Annotated in this window: 21 protein-coding genes, 1 tRNA gene and 1 pseudogene; 13 read left to right on the forward strand and 10 right to left on the reverse strand. The window is 69.8% G+C overall.

Going from position 1 to position 22,266, the window contains the following annotated elements:
- Nucleotides 1-64 precede the first annotated feature (64 nt).
- Nucleotides 65-448 carry an antitoxin gene (locus Ae150APs1_RS19080; RefSeq protein ID WP_075299373.1) on the reverse strand — a complete coding sequence of 128 codons (384 nt, stop codon included), beginning with the start codon at nt 446-448 and terminating at the stop codon, nt 65-67.
- Between the two features lie 161 nt (nt 449-609).
- Between Ae150APs1_RS19080 and Ae150APs1_RS32160 the strand changes: the two genes are divergently transcribed.
- Nucleotides 610-777, forward strand: coding sequence for a hypothetical protein (locus Ae150APs1_RS32160; protein ID WP_162832149.1), 168 nt, complete (start codon nt 610-612; stop codon nt 775-777).
- A gap of 27 nt (nt 778-804) precedes the next feature.
- On the opposite strand, the gene Ae150APs1_RS19090 is transcribed toward Ae150APs1_RS32160, so the two are convergent.
- The 3 genes from Ae150APs1_RS19090 to Ae150APs1_RS19100 form a co-directional block, all read right to left on the reverse strand.
- A complete protein-coding gene (locus tag Ae150APs1_RS19090; protein WP_212567231.1) occupies nt 805-1,449 on the reverse strand; it encodes an SAF domain-containing protein in 645 nt (214 codons plus the stop codon).
- A 110-nt stretch (nt 1,450-1,559) separates the two neighbouring features.
- On the reverse strand, nt 1,560-1,916 hold the full coding sequence (locus tag Ae150APs1_RS19095; RefSeq protein WP_075299375.1) for an FmdB family zinc ribbon protein: 357 nt from the start codon (nt 1,914-1,916) through the stop codon (nt 1,560-1,562).
- 103 nt (nt 1,917-2,019) lie between these two features.
- Nucleotides 2,020-2,643, reverse strand: coding sequence for a 5-formyltetrahydrofolate cyclo-ligase (locus tag Ae150APs1_RS19100; RefSeq protein ID WP_075299377.1), 624 nt, complete (start codon nt 2,641-2,643; stop codon nt 2,020-2,022).
- Between the two features lie 61 nt (nt 2,644-2,704).
- Here Ae150APs1_RS19100 and Ae150APs1_RS19105 point away from each other — a divergent pair, with 61 nt between their 5' ends.
- The 5 genes from Ae150APs1_RS19105 to Ae150APs1_RS19125 all read left to right on the forward strand — a co-directional run bounded on the left by Ae150APs1_RS19105 (nt 2,705) and on the right by Ae150APs1_RS19125 (nt 7,187).
- Nucleotides 2,705-3,604 (forward strand): UTP--glucose-1-phosphate uridylyltransferase, encoded by a 900-nt coding sequence (locus Ae150APs1_RS19105; protein WP_075299379.1) that lies wholly within the window; start codon nt 2,705-2,707, stop codon nt 3,602-3,604.
- A gap of 2 nt (nt 3,605-3,606) precedes the next feature.
- Entirely contained in the window at nt 3,607-4,827 is a 1,221-nt protein-coding gene (gene glp, locus Ae150APs1_RS19110) for a gephyrin-like molybdotransferase Glp (RefSeq protein ID WP_082399152.1), read from the forward strand.
- Nucleotides 4,828-4,832: 5 nt separating this feature from the next.
- Nucleotides 4,833-5,495, forward strand: a complete 663-nt coding sequence (locus Ae150APs1_RS19115) for a GNAT family protein (RefSeq protein WP_170918108.1) — start codon at nt 4,833-4,835, stop codon at nt 5,493-5,495.
- 210 nt (nt 5,496-5,705) lie between these two features.
- Nucleotides 5,706-7,067, forward strand: a complete 1,362-nt coding sequence (glpR, locus tag Ae150APs1_RS19120) for a gephyrin-like molybdotransferase receptor GlpR (protein ID WP_075299383.1) — start codon at nt 5,706-5,708, stop codon at nt 7,065-7,067.
- A gap of 44 nt (nt 7,068-7,111) precedes the next feature.
- Nucleotides 7,112-7,187, forward strand: a tRNA-Ala gene (locus tag Ae150APs1_RS19125).
- 180 nt (nt 7,188-7,367) lie between these two features.
- On the opposite strand, the gene Ae150APs1_RS19130 is transcribed toward Ae150APs1_RS19125, so the two are convergent.
- Both Ae150APs1_RS19130 and Ae150APs1_RS19135 read right to left on the reverse strand, forming a co-directional pair.
- Complete coding sequence (locus Ae150APs1_RS19130) at nt 7,368-7,592, reverse strand: hypothetical protein (protein ID WP_075299385.1); 225 nt, start codon at nt 7,590-7,592, stop codon at nt 7,368-7,370.
- A gap of 67 nt (nt 7,593-7,659) precedes the next feature.
- Nucleotides 7,660-8,850, reverse strand: coding sequence for a restriction endonuclease (locus Ae150APs1_RS19135; protein WP_075299387.1), 1,191 nt, complete (start codon nt 8,848-8,850; stop codon nt 7,660-7,662).
- A gap of 288 nt (nt 8,851-9,138) precedes the next feature.
- On the opposite strand from Ae150APs1_RS19135, the gene Ae150APs1_RS31355 reads away from it, so the two are divergent.
- On the forward strand, nt 9,139-9,783 hold the full coding sequence (locus Ae150APs1_RS31355) for a hypothetical protein (RefSeq protein WP_139316981.1): 645 nt from the start codon (nt 9,139-9,141) through the stop codon (nt 9,781-9,783).
- Nucleotides 9,784-11,407: 1,624 nt separating this feature from the next.
- Here the strand turns inward: Ae150APs1_RS31355 and Ae150APs1_RS19140 are convergent.
- Both Ae150APs1_RS19140 and Ae150APs1_RS19145 read right to left on the reverse strand, forming a co-directional pair.
- On the reverse strand, nt 11,408-12,145 hold the full coding sequence (locus Ae150APs1_RS19140) for a 5-formyltetrahydrofolate cyclo-ligase (protein ID WP_075299389.1): 738 nt from the start codon (nt 12,143-12,145) through the stop codon (nt 11,408-11,410).
- Nucleotides 12,146-12,159: 14 nt separating this feature from the next.
- Nucleotides 12,160-13,326: a helix-turn-helix transcriptional regulator gene (locus tag Ae150APs1_RS19145; RefSeq protein WP_075299391.1), complete on the reverse strand. Its 1,167-nt coding sequence runs from the start codon at nt 13,324-13,326 to the stop codon at nt 12,160-12,162.
- 220 nt (nt 13,327-13,546) lie between these two features.
- Between Ae150APs1_RS19145 and fxlA the strand changes: the two genes are divergently transcribed.
- From fxlA to Ae150APs1_RS19185, 6 genes and pseudogenes are all read left to right on the forward strand, one after another.
- Entirely contained in the window at nt 13,547-13,696 is a 150-nt protein-coding gene (fxlA, locus tag Ae150APs1_RS34360) for an FxLD family lanthipeptide (RefSeq protein ID WP_139316982.1), read from the forward strand.
- A 130-nt stretch (nt 13,697-13,826) separates the two neighbouring features.
- Nucleotides 13,827-15,695: pseudogene (locus Ae150APs1_RS33750) on the forward strand (lantibiotic dehydratase family protein); the annotation flags it as partial.
- Nucleotides 15,690-16,715, forward strand: coding sequence for a thiopeptide-type bacteriocin biosynthesis protein (locus Ae150APs1_RS33755; protein ID WP_249266574.1), 1,026 nt, complete (start codon nt 15,690-15,692; stop codon nt 16,713-16,715). The pseudogene Ae150APs1_RS33750 and the gene Ae150APs1_RS33755, both read left to right, overlap by 6 nt.
- Before the next feature lie 83 nt (nt 16,716-16,798).
- Nucleotides 16,799-17,965, forward strand: coding sequence for a lanthionine synthetase C family protein (locus Ae150APs1_RS19165; RefSeq protein WP_083680449.1), 1,167 nt, complete (start codon nt 16,799-16,801; stop codon nt 17,963-17,965).
- 396 nt (nt 17,966-18,361) lie between these two features.
- The gene (gene fxlM, locus Ae150APs1_RS19180) at nt 18,362-19,963 is read left to right on the forward strand and encodes a methyltransferase, FxLD system (RefSeq protein ID WP_254849434.1); all 1,602 of its coding nucleotides are present in this window, start codon (nt 18,362-18,364) and stop codon (nt 19,961-19,963) included.
- Nucleotides 19,964-20,060: 97 nt separating this feature from the next.
- Nucleotides 20,061-20,693 carry a DUF5701 family protein gene (locus Ae150APs1_RS19185; RefSeq protein ID WP_075299399.1) on the forward strand — a complete coding sequence of 211 codons (633 nt, stop codon included), beginning with the start codon at nt 20,061-20,063 and terminating at the stop codon, nt 20,691-20,693.
- Nucleotides 20,694-20,718: 25 nt separating this feature from the next.
- Here Ae150APs1_RS19185 and Ae150APs1_RS19190 read toward each other — a convergent pair whose 3' ends face one another.
- On the reverse strand, nt 20,719-21,729 hold the full coding sequence (locus tag Ae150APs1_RS19190; RefSeq protein WP_075299401.1) for a CopD family protein: 1,011 nt from the start codon (nt 21,727-21,729) through the stop codon (nt 20,719-20,721).
- On the reverse strand, nt 21,660-22,244 hold the full coding sequence (locus Ae150APs1_RS19195; RefSeq protein WP_075299403.1) for a copper resistance CopC family protein: 585 nt from the start codon (nt 22,242-22,244) through the stop codon (nt 21,660-21,662). Before Ae150APs1_RS19195 ends, Ae150APs1_RS19190 begins: the two co-directional genes overlap by 70 nt.
- Nucleotides 22,245-22,266: the final 22 nt, after the last annotated feature.

The raw sequence follows: 22,266 nt of genomic DNA on the forward strand, positions 1-22,266 counted from the left end.
TCTCCCCCGAACACGGACGGGCCCCGGCGGAGCGACTCCGCCGGGGCCCGTCCGTCGTCGTGGCTCAGTTCGCCGGCGGAACCGGCGGCACGCCGCCCTTCCCGTCGTCGGTCGACGACGGGGGCGGGGTCGCCGGCGGCTGCGACGCGGCCGGGTTGCCGTCCGGCTTCAGCGCGTCGCCCCCGGGCGGCGCCGGCGGAACCGGCGGCACGGAGTCCGACCGGGTCCCCGCACCCGGCGGGGTCTCGCTGGTGTGACCGAGCGCCCCCTCGACCTTGCCCTTCACCCCGTCGATCTGGCCGCTGTACTTGCCGCCGGTGGCGTGGTCGACCCGCTCCGCGGCCTTCTCGACGAGCGGCCCGGCCTTCTCCTTGGCCTTCTCCAGGTGCGGTGCGGCCTTCTCCAGCGCGTTCTCGGCGGCCTCGCGGGCCTTGTCCAGGAACCCCATGACCGGTCCCCCTCCTGCTGTCGGCGCCCACGACACCCGTGGACGTGATGCGTACGGCTGGGTCCATGGTGGCACCGCACGGCGATCCGGTGGTGCCCGGCGAGCCCGGCGCGGCACGGTGCAACGCGATCGACACCTCCGTGCGGTGCCACCATGGGGGCATGACCGAGCCCGCGGACCGGCTGCGCCGGCGGATCGAGGAGATCTTCGGCGACGACCACGCCACCACCGCCGACGAGCGCTCCGACGGCGGCTCGGCCGAGGAGCGCGACGACCGCGACCCGGACCGGTGGTTCACCGAGAACCGGCCCCCGCACCACGGCGGCTGACCCGCACCGGTGCCGCTCACCGGAGCGTCACCGTGACCTCGCCGCCCAGGGTCGCGGCGGCCACCGCGGTGGCCTCGCCCTCCGGCAGCGCCACGAGCACCAGGGGGCCGGGCTCGGCGCGCGCACCGGGCCCGCCCGTCGGCGAGGGCGGCAGCACCGCGACCACGACGGCCCGGGCCGCGAGCACCCGTGGTCCCTCCGGGCCGTCCGTGACGACGTCGACCCGGGAGCCGGGGGGAGCAGCGCCGCGACGGCCGGGTCGGCGGGCCGCAGCGGGACCGCCGACGCGCCGGGGCCGCCGGCGCGCACGGCGAGCCCGGGCCCGACCAGGCGCAGGTCCGTGAGGGGCTCACCGGCCCGGCCCGGACCGGTGGGGACCCGGCCACCCGCGTCGGCGACCGCGCGCAGCGCACCGGCGGGCACGAGGGCCGGTGGCCACGCCGTGACGGTCAGGTCGGCCGGCTCCAGCGGTACCCCGGGGGCCAGGTCACGGGCCGCGACGAGGACGCCGGCGCGGTCGTCCGCAGCGTCGGGGAGCAGCGCCACCACGAGAGCGGCCAGCGCGAGCAGCGCGGCGGCGACCCGCCGCAGCAGCAGGGCACGGGACCAGGCCGGTGCGCGCAGCAGGCGCTCCCAGGGGCGCGGCACCCGCCGCCGATCGTCGTCGTCCATGCCCGCTCCTCCGCCGTGGTCGTCGAGCCGACGCTAGGGCGGGAACGGGCGCTCCACGGCCCTGTTCACGGGCCTGTGGATGGTTCAGCTACTTGTGGACAACTCCGGGCTCAGGAGCCGGCGGCCTTCGACGACGAGGACGCCGAGGAGGACGATGACGACGAGCCCGAACCGGACGTCGCCGCCGCGGACGACGACCCGGAGGAGTTCGAGGAGCTCGACGAGTCCGAGGACGACGACGACGCCGTGCTGTCCGCCTTTGACGACTCGGAGGAGCCACTGACCGAGCCCGACCGGGAGTCGGTGCGGTAGAAGCCGCTCCCCTTGAACACGATGCCGACCGAGGAGAACACCTTGCGCAGCTTGCCGCCGCAGTTCGGGCAGGTCGTGAGGGCGTCGTCGGAGAACGCCTGCACCGCGTCGAAGCGGTGGTCACACGACGTGCATGCGTACTGGTAGGTCGGCACAACATCCTCCGGGCGGCCGTCGGGCACTCGAGCAGCTGGCACTCCCACACTGCGAGTGCCAAGCATACTCGGCCTCGCGCGCGGGTCCGAGCCGTCCGACCGGTCAGGGGGAGACGTGCACCACCCCGGCCCGCGGGAGCACCACCGCACCGACCGGTACGTCGTGGTCCTCGGCGGGCACCTCGTCGAGGAACTCGCCGTCGTGCAGCGGGACGGCGGTGAGGGTCCCGGGTGCGAGCAGCGGCAGCGTGCGGTCGTAGTAGCCGCCGCCGCGTCCCAGCCGTCGCCCCCGCCGGTCGACGGCCAGCGCCGGGACCAGGACCAGGGCCGCGGAGGTGACCGCCCCGCTGCCGAGGCGCTCGCCTGCGGGTTCGTCGACACCCAGCGACCCGCGGACCAGGTCGTCTCGGCCGGTGTAGCGGGTCCAGTCGAGCGGACCGGGCTCCGCCGGGACGACCGGGACGAGCACCGTGCACCCGGCGGCGAGCAGCGCGTCCGGGAGGGAGCCGCCGTCCGGTCCGGCGGCGCCGGGCTCGGTCCCGATCGGCAGGTAGCAGGCGACCGGACCCCCCCGATCGGATGCGAGCGAGATCACATGCGGGGCGAGCGCGGCGGTGGTCGCGGCGCGGTCCCCGGGGGGCCTGGCGGCACGTGCGTCCAGCAGCGTGCGGCGCAGGGTCCGTTTGGCGTCACCGGGTCGCCCACCCTGATCAGGGGACGATCTCATCCGTGGCCTCCGCGCGAGCCGTCACCGCCACAGCCTAGTGCTGTGGCTAGGCTCGCCGACCATGAACGCGCAGACCTCCAGCACGGCCGGGGCGTTCCGTACCGCCGTGGTCCCCGCGGCCGGTCTCGGTACCCGGTTCCTGCCGACCACCAAGGCCGTGCCGAAGGAGCTGCTCCCCGTCGTCGACACGCCGGGCATCGAGCTCGTCGCGGCCGAGGCCGCCGAGGCGGGCGCGGAGCGGCTGCTCATCGTCACCTCGCCGGGCAAGGAGTCCGTCGCGGAGTACTTCCGTGAGGACGCCGAGCTGGTGAAGACCCTGGAGGGTCGCGGCAAGGACGACCTGGCCGCACGGGTCCGTCGCGCCCCCGGACTGCTCGAGGTCGACTCGGTCTACCAGTACGAGCCGAAGGGGCTCGGGCACGCCGTCGCCCAGGCCGGGCCGGCGCTGCGCGACGACGAGGGGGCCGTCGCGGTGCTCCTGCCCGACGATCTCGTCCTGCCCACCGGGGTGCTCGGGAAGATGGCCGAGGTGCGCGAGCGGCTCGGCGGCAGCGTGCTCTGTGCCTTCGACGTCCCGCGGGAGCAGATCTCGGCCTACGGCGTCTTCGAGGTCTCCGACACCGACGACGACGTCAAGCAGGTCCACGGCATGGTCGAGAAGCCGGCGCCCGACGAGGCTCCGTCGAGCTTCGCCGCCGCCGGCCGCTACCTGCTGGACCGGGCGATCTTCGACGCGCTGGACCGGATCACCCCGGGCGCCGGGGGCGAGCTGCAGCTGACCGACGCCGTCGCGCTGATGATCTCCGAGGGGCACCCGGTACACGTGGTCGTGCACCGCGGGGGCCGCCACGACCTGGGCAACCCCGCCGGCTACGCGCGGGCCTACGTCGACCACATGCTCCGGCATCCGGAGTACGGCGAGAGCCTGCGCGGCTGGCTGAACGACCGCCTGAAGGACTGACGTTGCGTACGGTCATCGAGCACCTGAGCCGCATCCTGGACGTCGCCGTGCGGCCCGCGCCGGTGCGGGTCGCGATCGCGGACGCGCAGGGACTGCGCAGCGCCGAGGAGGTCGTCGCGGGACGCCCGCTGCCGGTCTTCGACCAGGCCGCGATCGACGGCTATGCCGTGCGCAGCGTCGACGTCGCCGGGGCCAGCGAGGCCTCCCCGATCACCGTCCCGGTCGTCGGGGAGATCGCCGCGGGCTCGCGGCAGCCGCTGCGGCTGCAGCCAGGGCAGGCGGTCCGCGTCGCGGCCGGGGCGCCGCTGCCGACCCTCGCCGACGCCGTCGCACCGGTGGGCTGGACCGACGGCGGCGCCGCCCGCCTGTCGGTGCACCGCAGCGTGCCGTCGGCCGGGTTCGTCCGCCGGGTCGGCGAGGACGTCCAGTCCGGTGACGTGGCGGTGCGCGAGGGCGACATCGTCGGATCGGCGCAGGTCGCGATGCTCGCCGCGGCGGGGCGGGACAAGCTGCTGGTGCACCCGCGACCGCGCGTCTCGGTCGTCGTGGTCGGGGACGAGATGGTCGAGGTGAGCCGGTCGGCGTCGTCCGGCCAGGTCGCCGACGTCTGCTCGCACGCCCTGGTCGCCGCCGCCCGCGAGGCGGGGGCCGAGACCAACCGGGCCCGTACGGTCGGCGGCAGCGCCACCGAGATCCGCGGTGCCGTGGAGGACCTGCTGCCGGCCAGCGAGATCGTCGTCGTCTGCGGTGCGGGTGGTGGGGCGACCGCGGCCGAGGCCAAGAGCGGCCTCGCCGACCTGGGCGGGATCGACGACACCCGGATCGCGATGAACCCCGGCTCCGCGCAGGGCTACGGGCGGCTCGGGCCGGACGCCGTGCCGGTGTTCCTGTTCCCGTCGCACCCGGCCACCGCGCTGGTGCTGTTCGAGGTGTTCGTGCGGCCGCTCGTGCGGCTGGCGCTCGGCCAGGAGCCGGTCCGCCGCACCTGGACCGCCCGGCTGACCTCGCCGGTCGTCTCGCCGGAGGGCCGGCGGTCCTACATCCCCAGCCGGCTGCTGCGCTCCGACGACGGCGGCGAGCTGCTCGCCCAGCCGCTCGGCGCCTCCGGTGCGCACCTCCTCGCGGTGCTGGCCGAGGTCAACGCCCTGGCCGTCGTGCCGGAGGACGTCACCGAGCTGACCGTCGGCGAGCAGATCGAGCTCGTGGCCCGCGGCCGCGGCTGACCGCCGTGCCTCCGCCCGTCCCGGAGCCACCCGGGAGCCACCCCGGGTGGCCGGCGCGGCTGGGGCCGCTGCGGGTGCGTGACCACGAGATCCGGCTGCGCCCGGTGCGGCTGCGCGACGGCGCGGACTGGGCGCGGATCCGGCTGCGCGACGAGGACCACCTGCGCCCGTGGGAACCCACCACCTACGGCGGCTGGTCCCGCCGGAACTCCACCGTGGAGTGGCCGGGCCGCTGGTACCTGCTCCGATCGGCGGGCCGGCGGGGCCTGTCGCTGCCGTTCGCGATCACGGTGGACGGGGCGCTCGCGGGACACGTCATGATCGGCAACCTCGTGCGGGAGCCGCTGCTGTCGGCCTACGTCGGCTACTGGCTCGACTCGCGTCTCGGCGGGCGCGGGATCACCACCGCCGCCGTCGCCCTGGTGCTGGACCACTGCTTCGGGCCGGTGCGGCTGCACCGGGTGGAGGCGACCGTCCGGCCGGAGAACATGGCCAGCATCGCGGTGCTGACCCGCCTCGGGTTCCGCCGGGAGGGCCTGCTGCGCCGGTACCTCGACGTCGACGGTGCCTGGCGCGACCACTACGGCTTCGCCGTGACGGCGGAGGAGACCCCGCCCGGCGGGTTCGCCGGGAAGCTGATCCGGGAGGGTCGCGCGACGCGCGCCTGATCCACCACGCTCCGTAGTCGGAACTGTGCGAACAGTGACCCACCGGAGTCACACGGGTCCCGCCGGTCCCTGGAATCGCAACGTCCGTCCGGGGGACGACGGCGCGTCGCACCCGGGTCCCGCAGGATTCCCCTCTTAAGGTGATCCACGGTGGACGGGATCGGGGCCTGTTCGCCGGGTGGACTGCGCCGGTCGGGGAGGAGGCAGCCCGTGCCCAGCTCTCTGATCTTCGTGGGTCTGGTCGTGCTGTGGCTGCTGATCCTCGTGCCGACCGTCGCGCGGCGCCAGCAGGAGGTGGCCCGGCTCAGTCCGGCGCTGCTGTCCGGGCGGGTGCTGGAACGTCCGATGCGTCATCGATACCCGGAGGTGGGCCAGATGGAGCGACCGAGCACCGTCGGCGAGCTGGTCGAGGCGCGGGACGACGTCCCGGGCCCGCGCGGCCGCGACGACGACCGCCACGACTCCGACGACAGCTACGACACCTACGACGCCGAGATCGACGACGACGGCCGCGTGCACTGCCTCGGCGACGACCTCGACGGTCCCGTCGGCGACGGCGACGAGGGCCTCGGTGACGGCCGGGACGGCGGGCGGGCCGGAGACCGGGAGCGGGATCCCCGGTCCGGCCGCGCCGCCGCCCGGTACCGGCCGGACCGCGACGCCGGTCCCGCCGACACGGACCTCGCCGACGACCGGTTCGACGACCGCGGGTCCGACAGCGGGATCGACGACGAGGACGCGGACGACGCGCGGCACGACGGCGGGCGCGACGTCCGCGACCTCGACGAGCTCGACCGGGACGACGAGCACGACGCCGATCCGGACGTCGATCTGGACGCCGATCTCGACGAGCGGGCCGGGCACGACGACCTCGACCACCCCGAGGACGCCGACGACCTCGATGCGTCCGACCACACCGACGACCTCGACGCCGACGACCCCGAGCAGGCCCCGACCCGGTACCGGCCCGGCCGGGGCGGGTTCGACCCGGAGGCCGCCGCCGCGGCCGCGCACGCCAAGTACGCGTTCCGCCAGCGCGTCGTGCTCGCGCTGCTCGTGCTCCTGCTGGCCGCCGGTGCCGTCGCGCTCCTGGTCTCCGCGGTGTTCTGGTGGGTCGCGGGCGCCCTCGGCGCCGGGCTCGTCGGCTACCTGACCTACCTGCGCCGCCAGGTGCGGATCGAGGAGTCGATCCGGGCCCGCCGGGCCGCGCGACTGACCGGGGCGCGTCGTCGTCCGGAGGTCGAACCGGAGATCGAGGAGCGGCCCGACACCGATCCCGCGCACGCGGACCACGACGACGCGGGCGACGCCGACGACGAGACCGACTGGACCGCCGACGACGGCGAGCCCACCCGCGTCCGCGGCACCGGGGAGCCCCTGGGGGTCCTCCCGGCGCGCCGGCGCACCGTCGACGGCACCGCCTCCACCGAGCACGAGTCGTCGCTGCCGCGCCTCGAGGTGGCCCCGCCGCCACCGGTTCCCGACGGGACGTCGCTGGTCGACGTCGACGAGGAGGAGCGTCCGGACACCATGGACGACCTGACCCCCCACCGGCGCGCGGTGGGCGAATAGGGGTCTGTTAGGGTTCTCCAGGTCAGCCCGAGAGGGCGGGCCGCGGGGCTGTAGCGCAGTTGGTAGCGCGTCTCGTTCGCATCGAGAAGGTCAGGGGTTCGATTCCCCTCAGCTCCACCATATGTCTGATTCACGCCCTGACCTCCAATAGAGGTCGGGGTGTTGTCGTTATGCCCAGGTCAGGCTGTCCCGCGTCATCCGGCCCGCTCCCGCCGTCCGGTTGGCCATCCGGTCGCTCCGGCCCGTCCATCCCGATCCGGCCGCCATGGCCGTGCTCCAGCAAGGCCTTGAACGGCTCGGTCAGCTCGTAGCTGGCGACGCGCCTTCCTCGTCGATCCACAGCTTGTGGAAGAAGCCCTGGTTGATCCGACGGCGGATCTTGTCAGGCGCGATGACATACCGGTTGTGGACCTGTGCCGCGACGGCCAGTGCCTGGTCGACCAGCCCCACGACCTCGTCCAGGTGCCTCTTGCTGGAGTCGACACCACGCTGGGCCCGGGCCATGGCCCGGGTGAGCCGGTCCATCTCGGTCTTCAGTAGGTCGGTGGGGATGGCGGACCTATCACGTGTGTCCTTTAGGTGAACAGACGAGCTAATCGCTGATGAACTGCCGCAGCCAGTTCGCCACCGCATCCTTGTCGACCAACCCCGCCGAGCGCAGGGTGTCCACGATGTCGGCTCCGCTGATCAGGGCAATCGGGTGCTGGTTGGCCCTGACCTCGACGTATACCTGCCGATTGAAGTGCGACGTTGTGACGAAGACGCCAAAGTGCCGGTGCCGCAGTCGGGAGATGAGCCGCGCAACTTCTCGGACTCCGACCGAGTTGTTGTCGCTGTAGCACTTTGCTTCAAGGGCGAAGTCGATTGTTATCGGGTCCGACTTCGGCCCTAAGACATACTCGCCTACGGCATCTCGCCCGCCATCGCGGCTCGGTTGGGTCACGTCGCACTTGCCGGTCGACGGCGCGATGAGCCTCCACAGCTCCACGGCGCAGGCCTCGAAGTCGTGCTCACGACCCCGGAACGTCTCGCGGATCAGGGTCAAGATCTGGCGCTGGTGCGCGTCGGTAGGAATCTGCTCGTCGGGCGTGCGGACGGTGGAGGTCGTCGGTGCGAGCAGCGGCTGAAAACGCCGCCCCTCCACCCAGGAAGACCAGACCTCGGGGCACGCCGGGCTGTCCGCGCCGTTGCCTTTAAGGACGTCATCGAGCCAGGTCCGGGTCACTGTCGCCGCGGTCAGGACCGTGAAGTGGGCCCGGTAGTTCTGGAAGCGAAGCCCTCCGGTGCTGCGCCAGATGGCCTGGAGCTCGTCGTCGGCGGTTAGCCCGGGAGCGCCCGGTGCGAGTAGCCCCCGGAACCTTATCCGTCGGCCGGGACCTGTCTTCTGGAAGAGCAAGAAGGGCGGCACCCGGCGACGGTCCTGACTTGGTCCGTGGCTCCACTCGAAGGCATCGCGGAGCAACACGTTGCCGAGGCGTCGTGTGTCGTGGAGATCGTGACCGGGCGTTCGGTTGTCGCCGTAGTAGGTGAAGACCCCGGTCTGCGGATCGAGCACATCTGGCCAGTCGACCTCAGAGCCGGTGGTGTAGAGCACCGCCAGCCTGACCGCGCCACGCTTCGGCGAACCCGAGTACCGGAAGCCGCCCTGGTTGCCGACCGGAAGAAGCTTGGCGATCGGATCGTCTGCTGCGGTGCCGCTGGTACCACCGTCGTAGAGCTGATCGACGATCAAATCGGCCATCGCCAGATCTGAGAAGGGCACGACGCGCTCGGTCTCTACCATAAAGAAATCATATCGAACTACCCGCGTCGCTCCTGCGTGACCCATAGTGTAGAACACGCGCCACGGAGTTAGCTGCTGCGAGATGCAAGTTGATCCTCGTGCCTGCGCGAGTGATGAGTGCGGGCGTACTAAGTCCGGGAGCGACGAAGTCGCTCCTAGACTCGGCGTGTAACGCCAACATGGTCGACCGTCGATATATATTAAGGTACGTTCAACGGTAAATAGGTGCGAAGGGGGAAGTCAGTGGCAGAAGATCAGAGTAAGGGAAGGCGGCAGAGGAGATTTCGCTTGTTTCTTCAGCTCGACGAGGAAGGGGATGATGTTCGCTACATCGCATGGTTTACTCTTCGAGGACGCGATTTCTACTGGGGTCCGTCTGGCCCAGTCCCCGAGACGCCCGCAACTACTTTTAGTGGATTGTCAGCCACAATAGAGATTCCCGAGGATGTTCGCCAGCTGGCGAGGGTGAGCTGGAAAGCTAGTAGTCATGAGTCAGGAGTGATGCACGTAAACTCGTCCGGCCAGCGCGTTCTAGATTCCTCGGATGTCTATGTCGGGCCGGTGACTGAAATCTCCGGTCCTCGTGCGTTCGCTCTCCTGGTCGATAAGCATCCTGAGCATCGTCCGGTCTACAGTCGCTCATTGACTCGGGGCGGTGATAGCGCAATTCTGATTAAGGTTCCGGAGACTGCCAGGTCTAAGCGGCACTACTTTGAGTTCTACCTGACTCCGGCTGGAGCATTCGATGCTCCACCTCCAATTGTAGGGATTAATAGCTCGAAGCCTTTGCCGCAGCCTGTTATCGTAAGCCTAGATGAGAAGCTCGATGTCGTCTTGGCGATCAGGCACCTAATTCTCGAATCAGACAGCGCTGACTCTAATCCAGATATTGGATTCTGGATCAATCTGCACTCGATGGGCGCCGATGGCTGACGATCAGCTGGGGACGTGGAAGTTGCAGTGGTGGTTATAGGCGGTTCACCTGTTGACTCGCACTCCACGAGCCCGCAGTAGTCGCTTCACCGTGCTCGGGCCGCACTTGTAGTACTCGGCCAGCTCTTGCCCGGTCGCCCGTTGTTGTAGCGCTGCATGAGGGGCCCGGTGTCAACCTCGGTTCTTGTTGGGCCAGTGGCAGCTGTTGCTTCGGCCGGCAGTTCGGACGCCGTTTCCCGTTTGCTGAAAGGGCCAGGGAGTCCTTCACTCATGCATCTGCTACCGCCAGCGGCCGTCAGCTGCGCAGGCAGAGTGGAAAGCGCGCCTTCGTAATTCCACCCTAGGCTTCAAAAAGTCCGGAGTTGGGCTCTGGCTCGTTGCCCACGGTTCGTCCCGTAGAGAGATCTTAAATACGATATCCAGGCCGGGGAGTTCTCTGCGTAACCGGTTCACTTCTTTCAAGACCTGCTCAATGGTCGGAATCCTGTCACCTGAGGCGAAGTTGTCCGTCCTCGGTGCATCGGGGCGGCCTAGCGCTCGAAGTCCGGCACTGGTTAGCCTCACTTCGGTTGCGCTACTAGGACTTTTTCTTACACATTCAAACTTCCGCACGAAGAAGTCGTAGGTGTTCATTGAGCTGGGAGTATTGCGACGCCACTGGCGTGCCGTCTCATTAGACGGATCCTTGCGGACTGTTAGTGAGATTTCTTCAGGAGTCTTTACGGGTATGCGTGGGTCGGGGAGCATCTGCCTCAGCTTATTGATCGCAGTCTCTTCCTTATGTATAGCTCTTATTGAGTTGCTCCAAAAGACCTTCTAGTTCCTGTAGAATTGTATGACTATCTGCAGATTTTGCAAGAGCAATGGCTGCGATGTTGAAGAGTGGCCTTCTCGATCACGGGGCCGCAGCCATACGTCGTGTGCCCGCGAGCGCTGTCTTGTCGTGGCCAGGCTGCATATGTGTCTCCCGGCGGTGTGCCGCGTTGTTTGATCGAGACTGGATCGACGTCGCCGGATCAAGGAGAGGATGGTCATGGAGACCAATGTGAGCAACGGCACCAGGTGCGGCGCTGTCCGCAGACGGAACCAGAGCTTCAACTCCCGAACGAAGAACTGGACCAACCGCGACGAGCATGGCGCGTTCATGTACTAGAAGGCTGATTTGAACTCCTTCAAGGGCGTTTGCGAGGAGAGGTGATCATGTACTTCGAGATTCTCCGCTCGACAGATCAGCGGTACTACTCCACGGCTGCCACAGTCAGCAACAAGGTCGTGCTGCAGGGCGAGGCATACACCCGGAAGTCGTTGGTGAGCACAGCACGCCAGCGACGTCATCAATGCCGGTGCGAGCAACGCGTGGGTGATCGACCGGACCTGACGTCCGGCTGGGGTGGAGGGCGTTCGCCGTTGGCTTCTGACCGGTGGCGACATGTTTGACAGCGCCTCCGTGAGGCCCACCACACCTAACAGGCCGGACCCGGCGATCGGGTCCGGCATTCGTCGTTCCCCGGGTGCTCCGACGACTGTCGGCCGGTCACGGCGGCCTCGGCCCGCCACTCCTCGCGGTGGACCTGGAGGAATCCGTGTGTGTCGCCGGCCTGAGGACGAGTTCGGCATCCCACGGTCAGGGCGGGCCGTCGCCGTCTATCGGGACGTGACACCGAGAGGCCAGGACGGGGATGGCAGCGATCTGCTCGGCGCGCAGCTCCTCCTGGAAGATCCCGGCCGGCCGCCGTGGCGGAGAGCAGTGAAGGACGTCGTCGGGAGTGACGATGACGTCGACGCTGAAGTCGTGGCGCGACTCCGGAATGTCCTCGTCGACGATCTGGAGGGAGTGCACCGTGGTCACGATCGTCGTTCCGGGGCCGATCAGCCCGGCCTCCTGAAGGAGGCCGACCTCGATGTCGGAGTACCCGGCACCCTTGCCGAGGCGGGCTCCCCGCCTGTTCACCGCGACGCTGCCGCAGAGGACGAGGTCGACAGGCCGCATCTCGTCGACTCCCACGGTCGGGGCGGTCGTCGCGGCCACCTCCGTGGAAGCGGCCTCGGCCGGAGGCACGGTCAACTCGGCGGGATCGAGGAGGTAGAAGGGCCTCGGGCCGGCGAGCTTCGGAACAGCCATGTAGACGAGCTTGTCCTCGACGAGCGCCCTGGTCCGGGCGGGATGCTGCGGCCTGTCGGGGACAGCCTTGATCGTCCGGGCCGCACGCCACACCTCCAGCATGGCGAGGCGGTCGGCAGCGACGCCGGCTCCGGTGAAGTCGGGGATCCGCCCGTGGACTCCTCCCGGGGAGGCACCGTGTTGTTCGAGCAGGTCCCAGATCTTGTGCCGAATCGCGTGTTTGGCCTGGTCGGGGCCCATCTCTGCTCTCCTGTCTAGGTGCTGGCCATCAGCATGAGGAGTCGGTCGTGGACATCGTCGACGTCGGGCTCCGAGCGCCACGGGCGGAGTTCCTGGCAGGCGCGGAAGACGATGTTGACGCCACCTCCGCCCCTCGTCGTCTCTACCACGTCGATGGCGCGATTCAGGCAGCTCGCGGCCTCCTCGATCTTGCGTTGCCTGATGAGAGCCAACGCAAGATTGCCCAGGACGATTGCCTGGGACTTCGTCTGCCCGGAGAGCGCTTCCGCGGTGGTGCGCAGTACCGGCTCGGCGCGAGCGGGGGCGTTGAGAAACAGATAGCAGGACCCGGCGAGCCTGCCGTAGTGGGCCGGCGAGAGGAGCTCGGCGGAGACGTCATCGGGGCCTGAACCAGCCAGGCAGTCTTGTGCACGCGCAAGAGCAGCCTCGCACTCGTTGAAGTCGCCGAGAATGGCGTGAGCTTCTGCCGTGTGCAGGATCGCCAAGCCGGCGAGGGCTGGGCTTTGCTGTGCCGTCAACTCGGCAGACCGCTTGGTGAGGCACAGACCTGCCTGGGCGTCGTTCTCGCCGTAGAGCGCGACGAAGCTCCGCCGGAGTAGAGCGTGCCCTTCGGCGACGGGATCGTGGAGTTGACGTGCTGTAGCGGCGGCCCTGTCAAGATGGGTCTTCGCGGTGCGATGGTCGCGCCGTTGAGAGGCGTCCCAGACGAGTCGCGCCATCAGAATGGCCGCCTCGGTCTCCACGATGAGCAGCTCCCGTCGAGTCTTGCCCGATATGGCATGCGCTCGCAGGAACGCAGCTTGTGCCAGGCACTGGCCCGTATCGGCCAGCAGCGACGTCGATGGCGCAGTGTCGTATCGCCGGTCGAGTTCCTGGACGGAGTCGCGGAGACGAGCGATCGCTACGAGATCGATGCCTGCTGGGCTGGCCATCGCGCGAGTGAGCCGATCGTCGTTGCTCGAGTCCGTAGGAGCGATGTCGTCGAGCATGTCGTCGAGCTGTTCGAGCGAGAGCCCGAGAACAGAGGCAACTCGAGGACGCAATCCGGCGAGGGGGGCCGTCTCGCCGGACTCCCAGCGGGCGATGGTCGTGCGATCCACACCGAGTCGTTCGGCCAGTCGTTCCTGGCTGTATCCCATCGTGCGTCGGCGTTGGGCTAGGCATCGTCGCCGGGGGGACATTCGCGGTTCCTCCGTCTGTGTCGTTGCAGCTCAATAACCCGGTTGCGGCAGAGATGCGACAGCGATGCAGCACCGGTGCGCTGGTGGCCGGGGATTATCCGCGGTTGAGTCGAGACTACGGATCGATGGCAGTGGCCAGGGCGCATATGCGGAAGTGCGGCAGGTGAACGGGTGTGCGCCGAGATCCGTTCGATCACATCGACAACAGTGGAGGTTCGACATGGGTGGCGATCCGCAGAGCTGTAGCGGCCCCCTTAGTGGGAACGAGTTCGACCTGGACATGCGCTTGGTCGAGTTCGGGCCGGTGGCGTCGGTACTGCTCGGCAATACCGACGACGGCTGCGACACCGACCGGAACGGCGACTGCTGATCAGAGGCCGCCGTGACCGCTCGATGCTGCTGTGCGGTCACGGTGGGCTCGCTGTTCTTCGGACCGGAGGCTATGAATGACGAAATCGACGCGCTGCCGTCGTGTCGATGCGGCACAAATGCGGGTGAGCATGTTCGGGTCCGATGTCGTTCCCGACTGGTGGCCGGACTCAGCCGATGCTGGGAACTCCGGGCCGCTGACCGAACAACCATGGTGCTCCTGGGTTCGGGAGGCCTGGTCGCAGGAGGTTTCCAACGCGGTATCGGTAGCGAGCCCGTCGTTGGCCACGCAGATCGAGGCAGTGCGTGCGGGCAAACAATCTGATTCGCTAAGCGCCCGCCGAACGGCGTTCGCCCTGGTTCGCTATTTGGTTCGTATGCGGGGGCGGGCGACGCCGTTCGGTCTGTTCGCAGGTACTGGGCCGCTGTGCTTTGGCAGGGCGACGTCGGGGCTATGGCCGGGGAGGGGTGCGATCCGCAACCGGACGAGAAGCGCTGAGCTCAACCAGCTGATTTCCCAGAAGGAGGCGTCCCCAGAGGTCGCCGCTCTGCTGACAGTGGTGCGCAGCGATATGGCGGCGCAGTACGGCGGCCGGGTAGTTGTCTCTGCCACACCTGGTGTGGCGGTGTCGATCCGCCGTACCCGTGCGGTGGAGGTGGCGCTCACAGCGGCATCCAAGGCGATCGCGATGCCACTGCTAGTGAAGAAGGTCGTCGCGGAGCTCCCCGGTAGTGCGCCTGAGTCGGTACAGGGCATGCTTCTGGATCTGCTGCGGGGAGGCGTGCTGGTCAGTTGTCTACGCGCCTCCTCGGTCGTCGTCGATCCAATGGTGAATCTCGTTGAGCGTGGTGTGACGGACGGCAGATCCGCAGCCCGAACCGTCGATCTCGGACTGGCCGGGGCGGTTGTCCTTCCCGAGACGGTGGCTGACGAGATCGAGAACGGTGCCGCGCTGCTCCTGCGACTGACCCGTCACCGTCGTGGCCATCCTGGCTGGCAGGCATACCACCGTGAGTTCCTCGAACGTTTCGGGACCGGGGCACGAGTGGGCCTGGACGACTTGTTCGACCCCGCCGCCGGGCTCGGCATTCCGGAGCACATCGCCACTGGCATCTAGCCGCCACGAGAGTTGACCGATCGAGACCGGACGTTGCTCGATCTTGCTCAGCAGGCGGCGCTCTCAGGTCAGCGTGAGGTCGTGCTCGATGACGCGCTGCTGGCTCGCCTGGATCCAGGCGGGGAGGCGGTACGCGAAGCGCCACACCTGGATGTCTCGGTACAACTTCACGCGCAGTCGGTCTCGGAACTCGATGCAGGCGGGTTCCGGGTGGCTGTGACAGGGGTGGGGCGTAGCGGCCTTGCGACGACCGGACGTTTCCTCGATCTGATGCCCGAAGTTGATCGGAAGCGGATGCTCCTTGCGTTGCGATCGCTCCCCCCGATGGCCCGCGGCGCCGTCCCGGCGCAGTTGTCTTTCCTGCCGGGAGAGTGCTCAGCAGCAGATGTTGCCCGTGTCGTGCAGGTACTTCCGGCCGTGCTGCCTGTAGGAGAGTTCCCCTTCTCCTGGCCGCCCTCGACGCGGGTCGTGCACGTACGGGATCTGCTGGTCACGGCTGATCACCACGGGATGTACCTCCTCGATGGTTCCCGCGACGAGATAGTCGAGCCGGTGGTCGCCAATGCGCTCACGGGCCGGGTGATGCCACCGCTTGTTCGATTCCTAGCTGAGGTGTGGCGGACGTCGGCGACAGTGGCACGGCAGTTCGACTGGGGTGCGGCCGAAGGACTGCCGTTCCTCCCCCGTCTGCTCAGAGGCCGGTGTCGCATCTCGGCTGCCCGCTGGCGTCTGCACCCGGGGGTGCTTCCTGAGGGGGTCGCTTCCCACGAGCATTGGCGCGATTCCTTGCAGCGGGAACAGCACCGTCTCGGGTTTCCGGAGGTGATCGAGGTCGGAACCCGGGATCGACGCCTGCGCCTCGATCTGCGTGCGCGGATGGATCGCGATCTGTTGCGTGATCCTCTCATTCGTGCCGGCCGGTCGGTGACCCTCGTGGAGGCTCCCTCCGCCTTCGATCTTGGGTGGTGCAATGGGCGTGCGCATGAACTTGTCGTGCCCCTCGTGTCCGCTACCGGACCGACGGCCACTTCGTTGAGAGCTGGGCGAGGAGTGCGGGTCGGACGTAACGGCGGTCTGCTCCCCGGCTCTCGTGTGGTTTCGGCTCGAATCGCGTGTGCCCCCGAGGCGATCGACGCAGTTATTGCCGAGCACCTCCCGGTCCTGCTCGACGACCTCGACGCACACCGGAGATGGTGGTTCGTCCGGGTGAGCTCCCCTCGCCCACAGTTACGGCTACGGCTGGTCGACGAGCGCTTCGGGCATGGGGCAGAGCGGCTCGGGTTGTGGGTTTCGGAACTGCGTCGTCGGGGCCTGGTCGGAGATCTGCTCCTCGACACCTACCGACCCGAGGTGGCTCGCTACACCGAGCACGGGGATGAATCGACGATGGCGGCGGCAGAGGCGGTGTTTGTCGCCGACTCCGCCGCTGCCCGTGCCCAGATTCTCGCCGCCTCCGCACCAGCGGAGAGTGAAGTCCTCACCGCCGCAGGGATGTTCGACCTACTCAGCGCACTGACCGGCGGACCGATCGCTGCGGCGCGCTGGCTCCTCCGCCGGGACGACCTCGCCTCAGCAGACCCGCTGCGTGATCGCTCGCATACCGCCGCTGTCGCGGAGCTTTGCGGATCGTCCGGTGGCGCGGCACTTCCTGAGAGCGTAGGCCGGGCCTGGCGCGGTCGTTCCCGGACAGCAGTCCGGTACAGGCGTGCTCTCGACGAGCGGACTCATACGACTGCCCCTCCGGTGGCACCACGCGACACGATCGTGGTCTCGCTGCTGCATCTGCATCACGTCCGCGCCATCGGACCGGATACAGAGCGAGAGGCGAGGTTGTTCAAGTTGGCGCGGACTGCCGCGCTGGCGATGCTTGCACGCACACCTGCGGGGACGGTGCATCCGTGACCAGTAGATCGTCGAACGCCGCTAAGGCGGCCTACTACGCGCGGGAGCTGACCGAGTCCCTCGCGACTCCTTGGCCGCGGACGATGGAGGAAGGCCTTGGCACACGCAGCCTTCGCTGGTGGGACCAGTCGCTGTCGAAGGGGGCAGCCGGTGTCGCAGTCCTACATGCTGTTCTTGGCCGTCCAGACCGAGCGCATCGTTGGTTGACCCGTGCGGTCTGCGAGGACGTCAGCATCGCTCAGGGGTGTGGGCTCTGGTTCGGCGCACCGGCCGTGGCCTTCGCCGTCGGCTCGGTCGGTGGTAACAGGTACTCGTCCGCCGCCACGCGATTACACGATGCCGTCACATCCTTGGTGAGACGCCGTCTTGCCGCTGCCGACGCCCGGGTCAGGCTCGGTGCCTGCCCGAGTCGTTCGGAGTTCGACGTCGTGCGAGGTCTCGCCGGACTCGGTGCGCTCCTGCTTCCCAGCTCGATCGGCATGAAGGCGAAAGATGACGCCCTTCTCCGGTTGGTGCTCGCCCATCTCGTACGGCTCACCGAGCCCATCGCACATGTGGGTGGCAACGCGGTCCCGGGGTGGTGGACCCATGACACACCGTCCGGCTCGGCGACGGAGCGCTACGCCGGCGGACACAGCGATCTCGGTGCTGCACATGGGATCACAGGGCCACTCTCGTTACTGAGTCTCGCCCTTCGGAGCGGTGTAGAAGTGGCCGGCCAGGTTGAAGCGATCCACCGAATTTGTTCCTGGATGGACTGTTGGCGCCAGGAAACACGCGCCGGCCACTGGTGGCCCCAGCGAGTGACCCGAGCTGACGTGGAGGAGGGCCAGCTGGTCCTGCTGGCCGGGCCCGGACGTCCGTCCTGGTGCTATGGCACTCCCGGTATCGCCCGCGCCCTGCAACTTGCCGGGATCGCCCTGGGCGACCCCGCACGCTGCCGTGGGGCCGAGGACGCACTGCTCCGCTCCGTCATCGATCCGGTCCAGCTCGACTCACACGTCGACACGTCCGTCTGTCATGGCTGGGCGAGCACCGTGGCTACGGTCTGGCACGCTGCCCAGGACTTGAACTCCTCCGGGCTGTCCAACGCGCTCGGCCCGCTCACCGAGACTCTGTGCGCCCGCGCCGACGAGTCGTTGGGCGGACCGATCGGTCTGGTCGACGGCGTTGCCGGCGTCGCCCTCACGCTGCACACGATCGCGACCGGTGAAGCGAAGGGGTGGGGCCGATGTCTTCTGCTGAGCTGAGCAGAACTGACTGTCACGGCTGGCAGCAAATCACTATGCGCTGCGCTGACAGAGACGTCGCCGAACAGGCCGCAATCGACCATCTCCGCCCGGCTCTCGAAGCCGTTTCCAGCGGTATCGATGCTTGGTGGTTCGTCCGCAAAGCCGGGACGTGGCGGATCCGCCTCCATCCGCGCGACGGCGCTGACGACGCAGTTACTGTCGTCTGCTCCGCTCTGGAGCATCCAGAGCGGATACTGCAGACCGACGTCACGGTGTACGAACCGGAGTCGGCAGCCTTCGGCGGTCGGGTCGCGATGGTCCTCGCTCACGAGCTGTTCGCCGTGGACAGCGCTCACTTGCTGGCCCACTTCCACCGCGCTGGAGGAGACCCGGCCCGTATCCACCCGTCGGGAGTTGGGAATCCTGCTGGCCACCCGCTTGCTGCGGGGAGCCGGACTCGACTGGTACGAGCAGGGCGATGTCTGGCACCGAGTCGCCGCACACCGCTCGACATCCGACACGCCGACCCTGCCCGGACTGAGCCGAGCCGTAGGCGCGCTGATCACGGCTGCCGACGACGCGCCCGGGAGCCCGCTGCACACCCGCCCCGCCTGGCGGTCCGCTTTCGCGCACACCGGGCGCCGACTCGCAAGACTCGCCCACTCAGGAGACCTGCAACGGGGACTCCGAGCTGTACTGGCCCATCACCTGCTGTTCCTGTTCAACCGCATCGGCATTCCCGGCACCGAGCAGCACCACCTCGCCGCCGCCGCACACAGTGTCTTCCGAGAGGACCACCACATGTCCAGCGCCCCCGTTACCGGTTCCGAGGACCACGACGCCGACCGGTTGCGCGCCGCGCTGGCTGATCACATCCGCGCCCGCGGCACCTTTCGCACCGCAGCCGTCGAACAGGCATTCCGGTCCGTGCCCCGACACCTCTTCTTGCCCGAGGTCGACGCAGCCACCGCCTACGCTCCACGACCCGTCGTCACCAAGCGCGACGCCGACGGCGCCGCGGTGTCCTCGGCGTCCAGCCCCAACCTGGTCGCGGCCATGCTGGAGCTACTGGACGTCCGGCCCGGACAACGGGTCCTCGAGATCGGCGCGGCGACTGGTATCAACGCCGCGCTGTTGGCCGAGGTCGTCGGCGAAACCGGCGCTGTGAGTACTGTCGAGATCGACGCCGACCTCACCGAGCGGGCCCAACGTGCGCTCGTCAGTGCCGGGTACGGGCGTGTCGTCGTGCACTGTGGCGACGGTGCTCTGGGGCATCCGGAGTCGGCGCCATTCGACCGGATCATCGTCACCGCCGGAGCTTGGGACGTGCCGCCGGCCTGGTGGCAGCAGCTCGTCCCGGGCGGGCGACTCGTGGTCCCGGTTCGTCTGCACGGGAGTGGATTGACCCGGGTCCTGCCGTTCGATCGTGATCGCGATGCCGCCACCATGACCGCGCGCGAGGCGCTGGTCTGCGGTTTTGTCCCGATGCGCGGAATCGACGACCACCCGGACGACGTCGTGCGTCTGGCACGCGACGTCCTGCTTGCCGTCGACCGCGCCGACGGTCCCGACGCCCAGGCGCTCGCCAACGTACTCACCTACGAACCCAGTTCCGCCTGGACCGGTGTGGTAGTCGGTCACGACGACGAGGCCGAGCACCTCGACCTTTGGTTGGCCACCACTACGTCCGATCTCGGCTTTGGGCGCCTGCGCGTCGGCCCGGACGCACGTGGGGCCGGGGCGGCCGACCCGGCCCTCCGTTGGGCGGGAGCGTCGCTGTACCTGAACGGAAGCCTGGCCTATGTCGTGGTCCGCCCGCATGATGAACGGAGCGACGAACTAGGGATCGTCGCGCACGGCCCTGAGTCTGCCGGTCTGATCGAACGGCTGCGGAGCGCGCTCGACGAATGGGCAAGAAGACGACCGACTCAGCCGATGGTGACCGCTCATAGCAACCCGGTCTGCGACGTCGCGGGGATTCGTCGCCAGCACTCTCGATTGGTAGTGCGCTGGTAGCTGCCTGCCTGATGCCGTTGTTCGGGGACTCTCGGGAACACGCCGGTGTCCAGGGGCGTTGACGGGCGGCCCGACCCGCCCGACCCGGAGGTCCCGCGTGCCCGTCCCCACCCTCCCGTCCGTCGCCGACCAGGCCGAGAAGCTGATCGAGCTGGGAGCCACCGGCCCCCTCGCCCCGGACGTGCTGCGGAAGGAGGCGGCCGCGCTGCCCGGCGGTCCGGGCCTGCTCGTCGTCGCCGGGCTGCGGCCGTCGGCGCTCGCGCCACTGCTGCGCCGCGCCGGGCGGGCCGGCTTCGTCGTCGAGGACATGACCGACGCCGACGACTTCGCCCCCACCGCGGAGGTCCCGGACGCCCCGGTCTGGCTGCTCACCGATCCCGGTCGCGGCGACGACCTGCAGAACGCGTCGCCGGCCGAGGCGGAGGTGGAGTTCGCCGCCCGCGACCGGCTCCCGATGCTCCTCACCGAGGGCGTCCAGTGGGTGCTGCAGGCCCCCGACGTGCTGGAACGCAACCACTGCTTCATGACGACCGGCTCCCGGCTGCGGAAGGCGACCGGCCGGTTCGACGCCCGCACCCCCGCCGTCTGGATCTCGAACGGCACCGGGCGGGACGGCCGGGACCGCCGCGACGCCCCGAAGGTCGGCTGGTGCTGGTGGAACAACCGGCACACCTGGCTGGGCTTCGGCTCCGGTGCCGCGCGGCTGGTGGGGCCTGCGCCGGCGCGCTGAACACCCGGATGGCGAGCCCCCGGGGTCAGGCCTTGTGGGTGAGGGTCGCCGCGACGCCGGTCGCGGCGACCAGCACCAGGATCTCGACCGCGGCCCAGGTGAGGACGGGTGTACGGCCGTCCCGCAGCCGACGACGGGTGCGGGCGCCGAGCGCGACCGCCCCGGCGAGCAGCGCCACCTTCGTCAGGACGACCGCGCCGTACGTCGTCGTGACCAGGTCGGCCGGCGACGACAGCCGCGCGGTCGCGGCGGCCACCCCGGACAGCGTCAGCACCGCGACACAGACCGCGGCGAGCCGGGAGAACCGGGGCAGCGCGACCCGCAGCACGGCGGGATCCCGGGCCAGGACGAGGACCGCCCCGAGCCCTCCCACCCACAGCAGCGCCGCCGCCACGTGCAGCACGACACCGGGCACGGCGAGCGCGGCGGGCGGTGACGCGGCCGCACCGGCCACGGCGACGACGAGCACCAGCGCCGGCGGTCCGGCGCCCTGACCGGGCCGGGCGGGCCGGGCCGCGACGGCCCCGGCCAGCAGCACCACCGCGACCGCGGCGGCGAGCAGCCCCGCCCCGGCCCGGGGACCGGTGAGGAACGCGACGACGTCGCCGATCCGCACCGACCCGAGCGGGCGTCCCGCGAGGATCGCCCCGCGCACCACCGCCTCGACCAGCAGCACGGCGAGCCAGGCCGGCACGGCGGCCGCGAGCACCCGGTCGGCGCCGGGTGCGCGGCCGGGGGCGAGGAGCGCGGCGAGTGCCGCCCCGGCGACGGTCAGCGCGGCGAGGTCGGCCGCCGTCCGTACCAGGGTGCGGGCGACGTCGAGCGGGACGCCGTCCGGTCCGATCCCGCCGGTGACGCCGGCCGTGAGGACCGCGGCGCCCGCAGCGACCGCGCACCAGGCGGCGGGCCCGGCACGGGGCTCCCGGGCGGGCCCGGCCTTCCCGGGGGCGGGGACGTCGGCGGAGGTCAGCTCTTCGCCCGGCGCAGCGCGACGACCGCGCCGCCACCGATCACGACGACGGCGGCGAGGATCCACGGCCAGACCGGCGCCCCGTCTCCCGACTCCGCCGCGGCGGGTGCCGCCGACGCCTCCGGGGCAGGGGAGCCCGGTGCCTCCGCGCCCGGCGCGGCGGCCGGGGCGGGGGTGGTGGCCGCGGCGCCGGGGCCCGGCCGGGTCAGGGTGAAGGGAACGGTCCCGGCGACCGGGTGGCCGTCGTCGGAGACGACCCGGTAGTCGACGGTGTAGGCGCCGGCCGGTCCGAGCGGGCGCAGCGGCACCGTGAGGGTGGCGCCGTCGCCGGTGGCGGGGCCGGCGGCGTACGCGGCGCCGTCCGGGCCGCGGACCGTCACCGTCGCCTCGTGGGCGGGGATCTCCTCGGAGAACGTCAGCGTCACCGTCGTCGGGGCGTCGGCCACCTGCGCGTCGGCGGCCGGGGTGCTGGACTCGAGCTCGGTGTGCGCCCAGGCCGGTGCGGCGCCGAGGACGACGGCGAGCAGCACGGCGGGCAGCACGACCGCGGCGCGCCGGAGGGTGGGGAGTAGGGGGCGCACCCAGAAGGGGTCGTCGTGGACG

It is taken from the genome of Pseudonocardia sp. Ae150A_Ps1 (genome assembly GCF_001932315.1).
In the GTDB taxonomy this organism is placed as follows: Bacteria; Actinomycetota; Actinomycetes; order Mycobacteriales; family Pseudonocardiaceae; genus Pseudonocardia.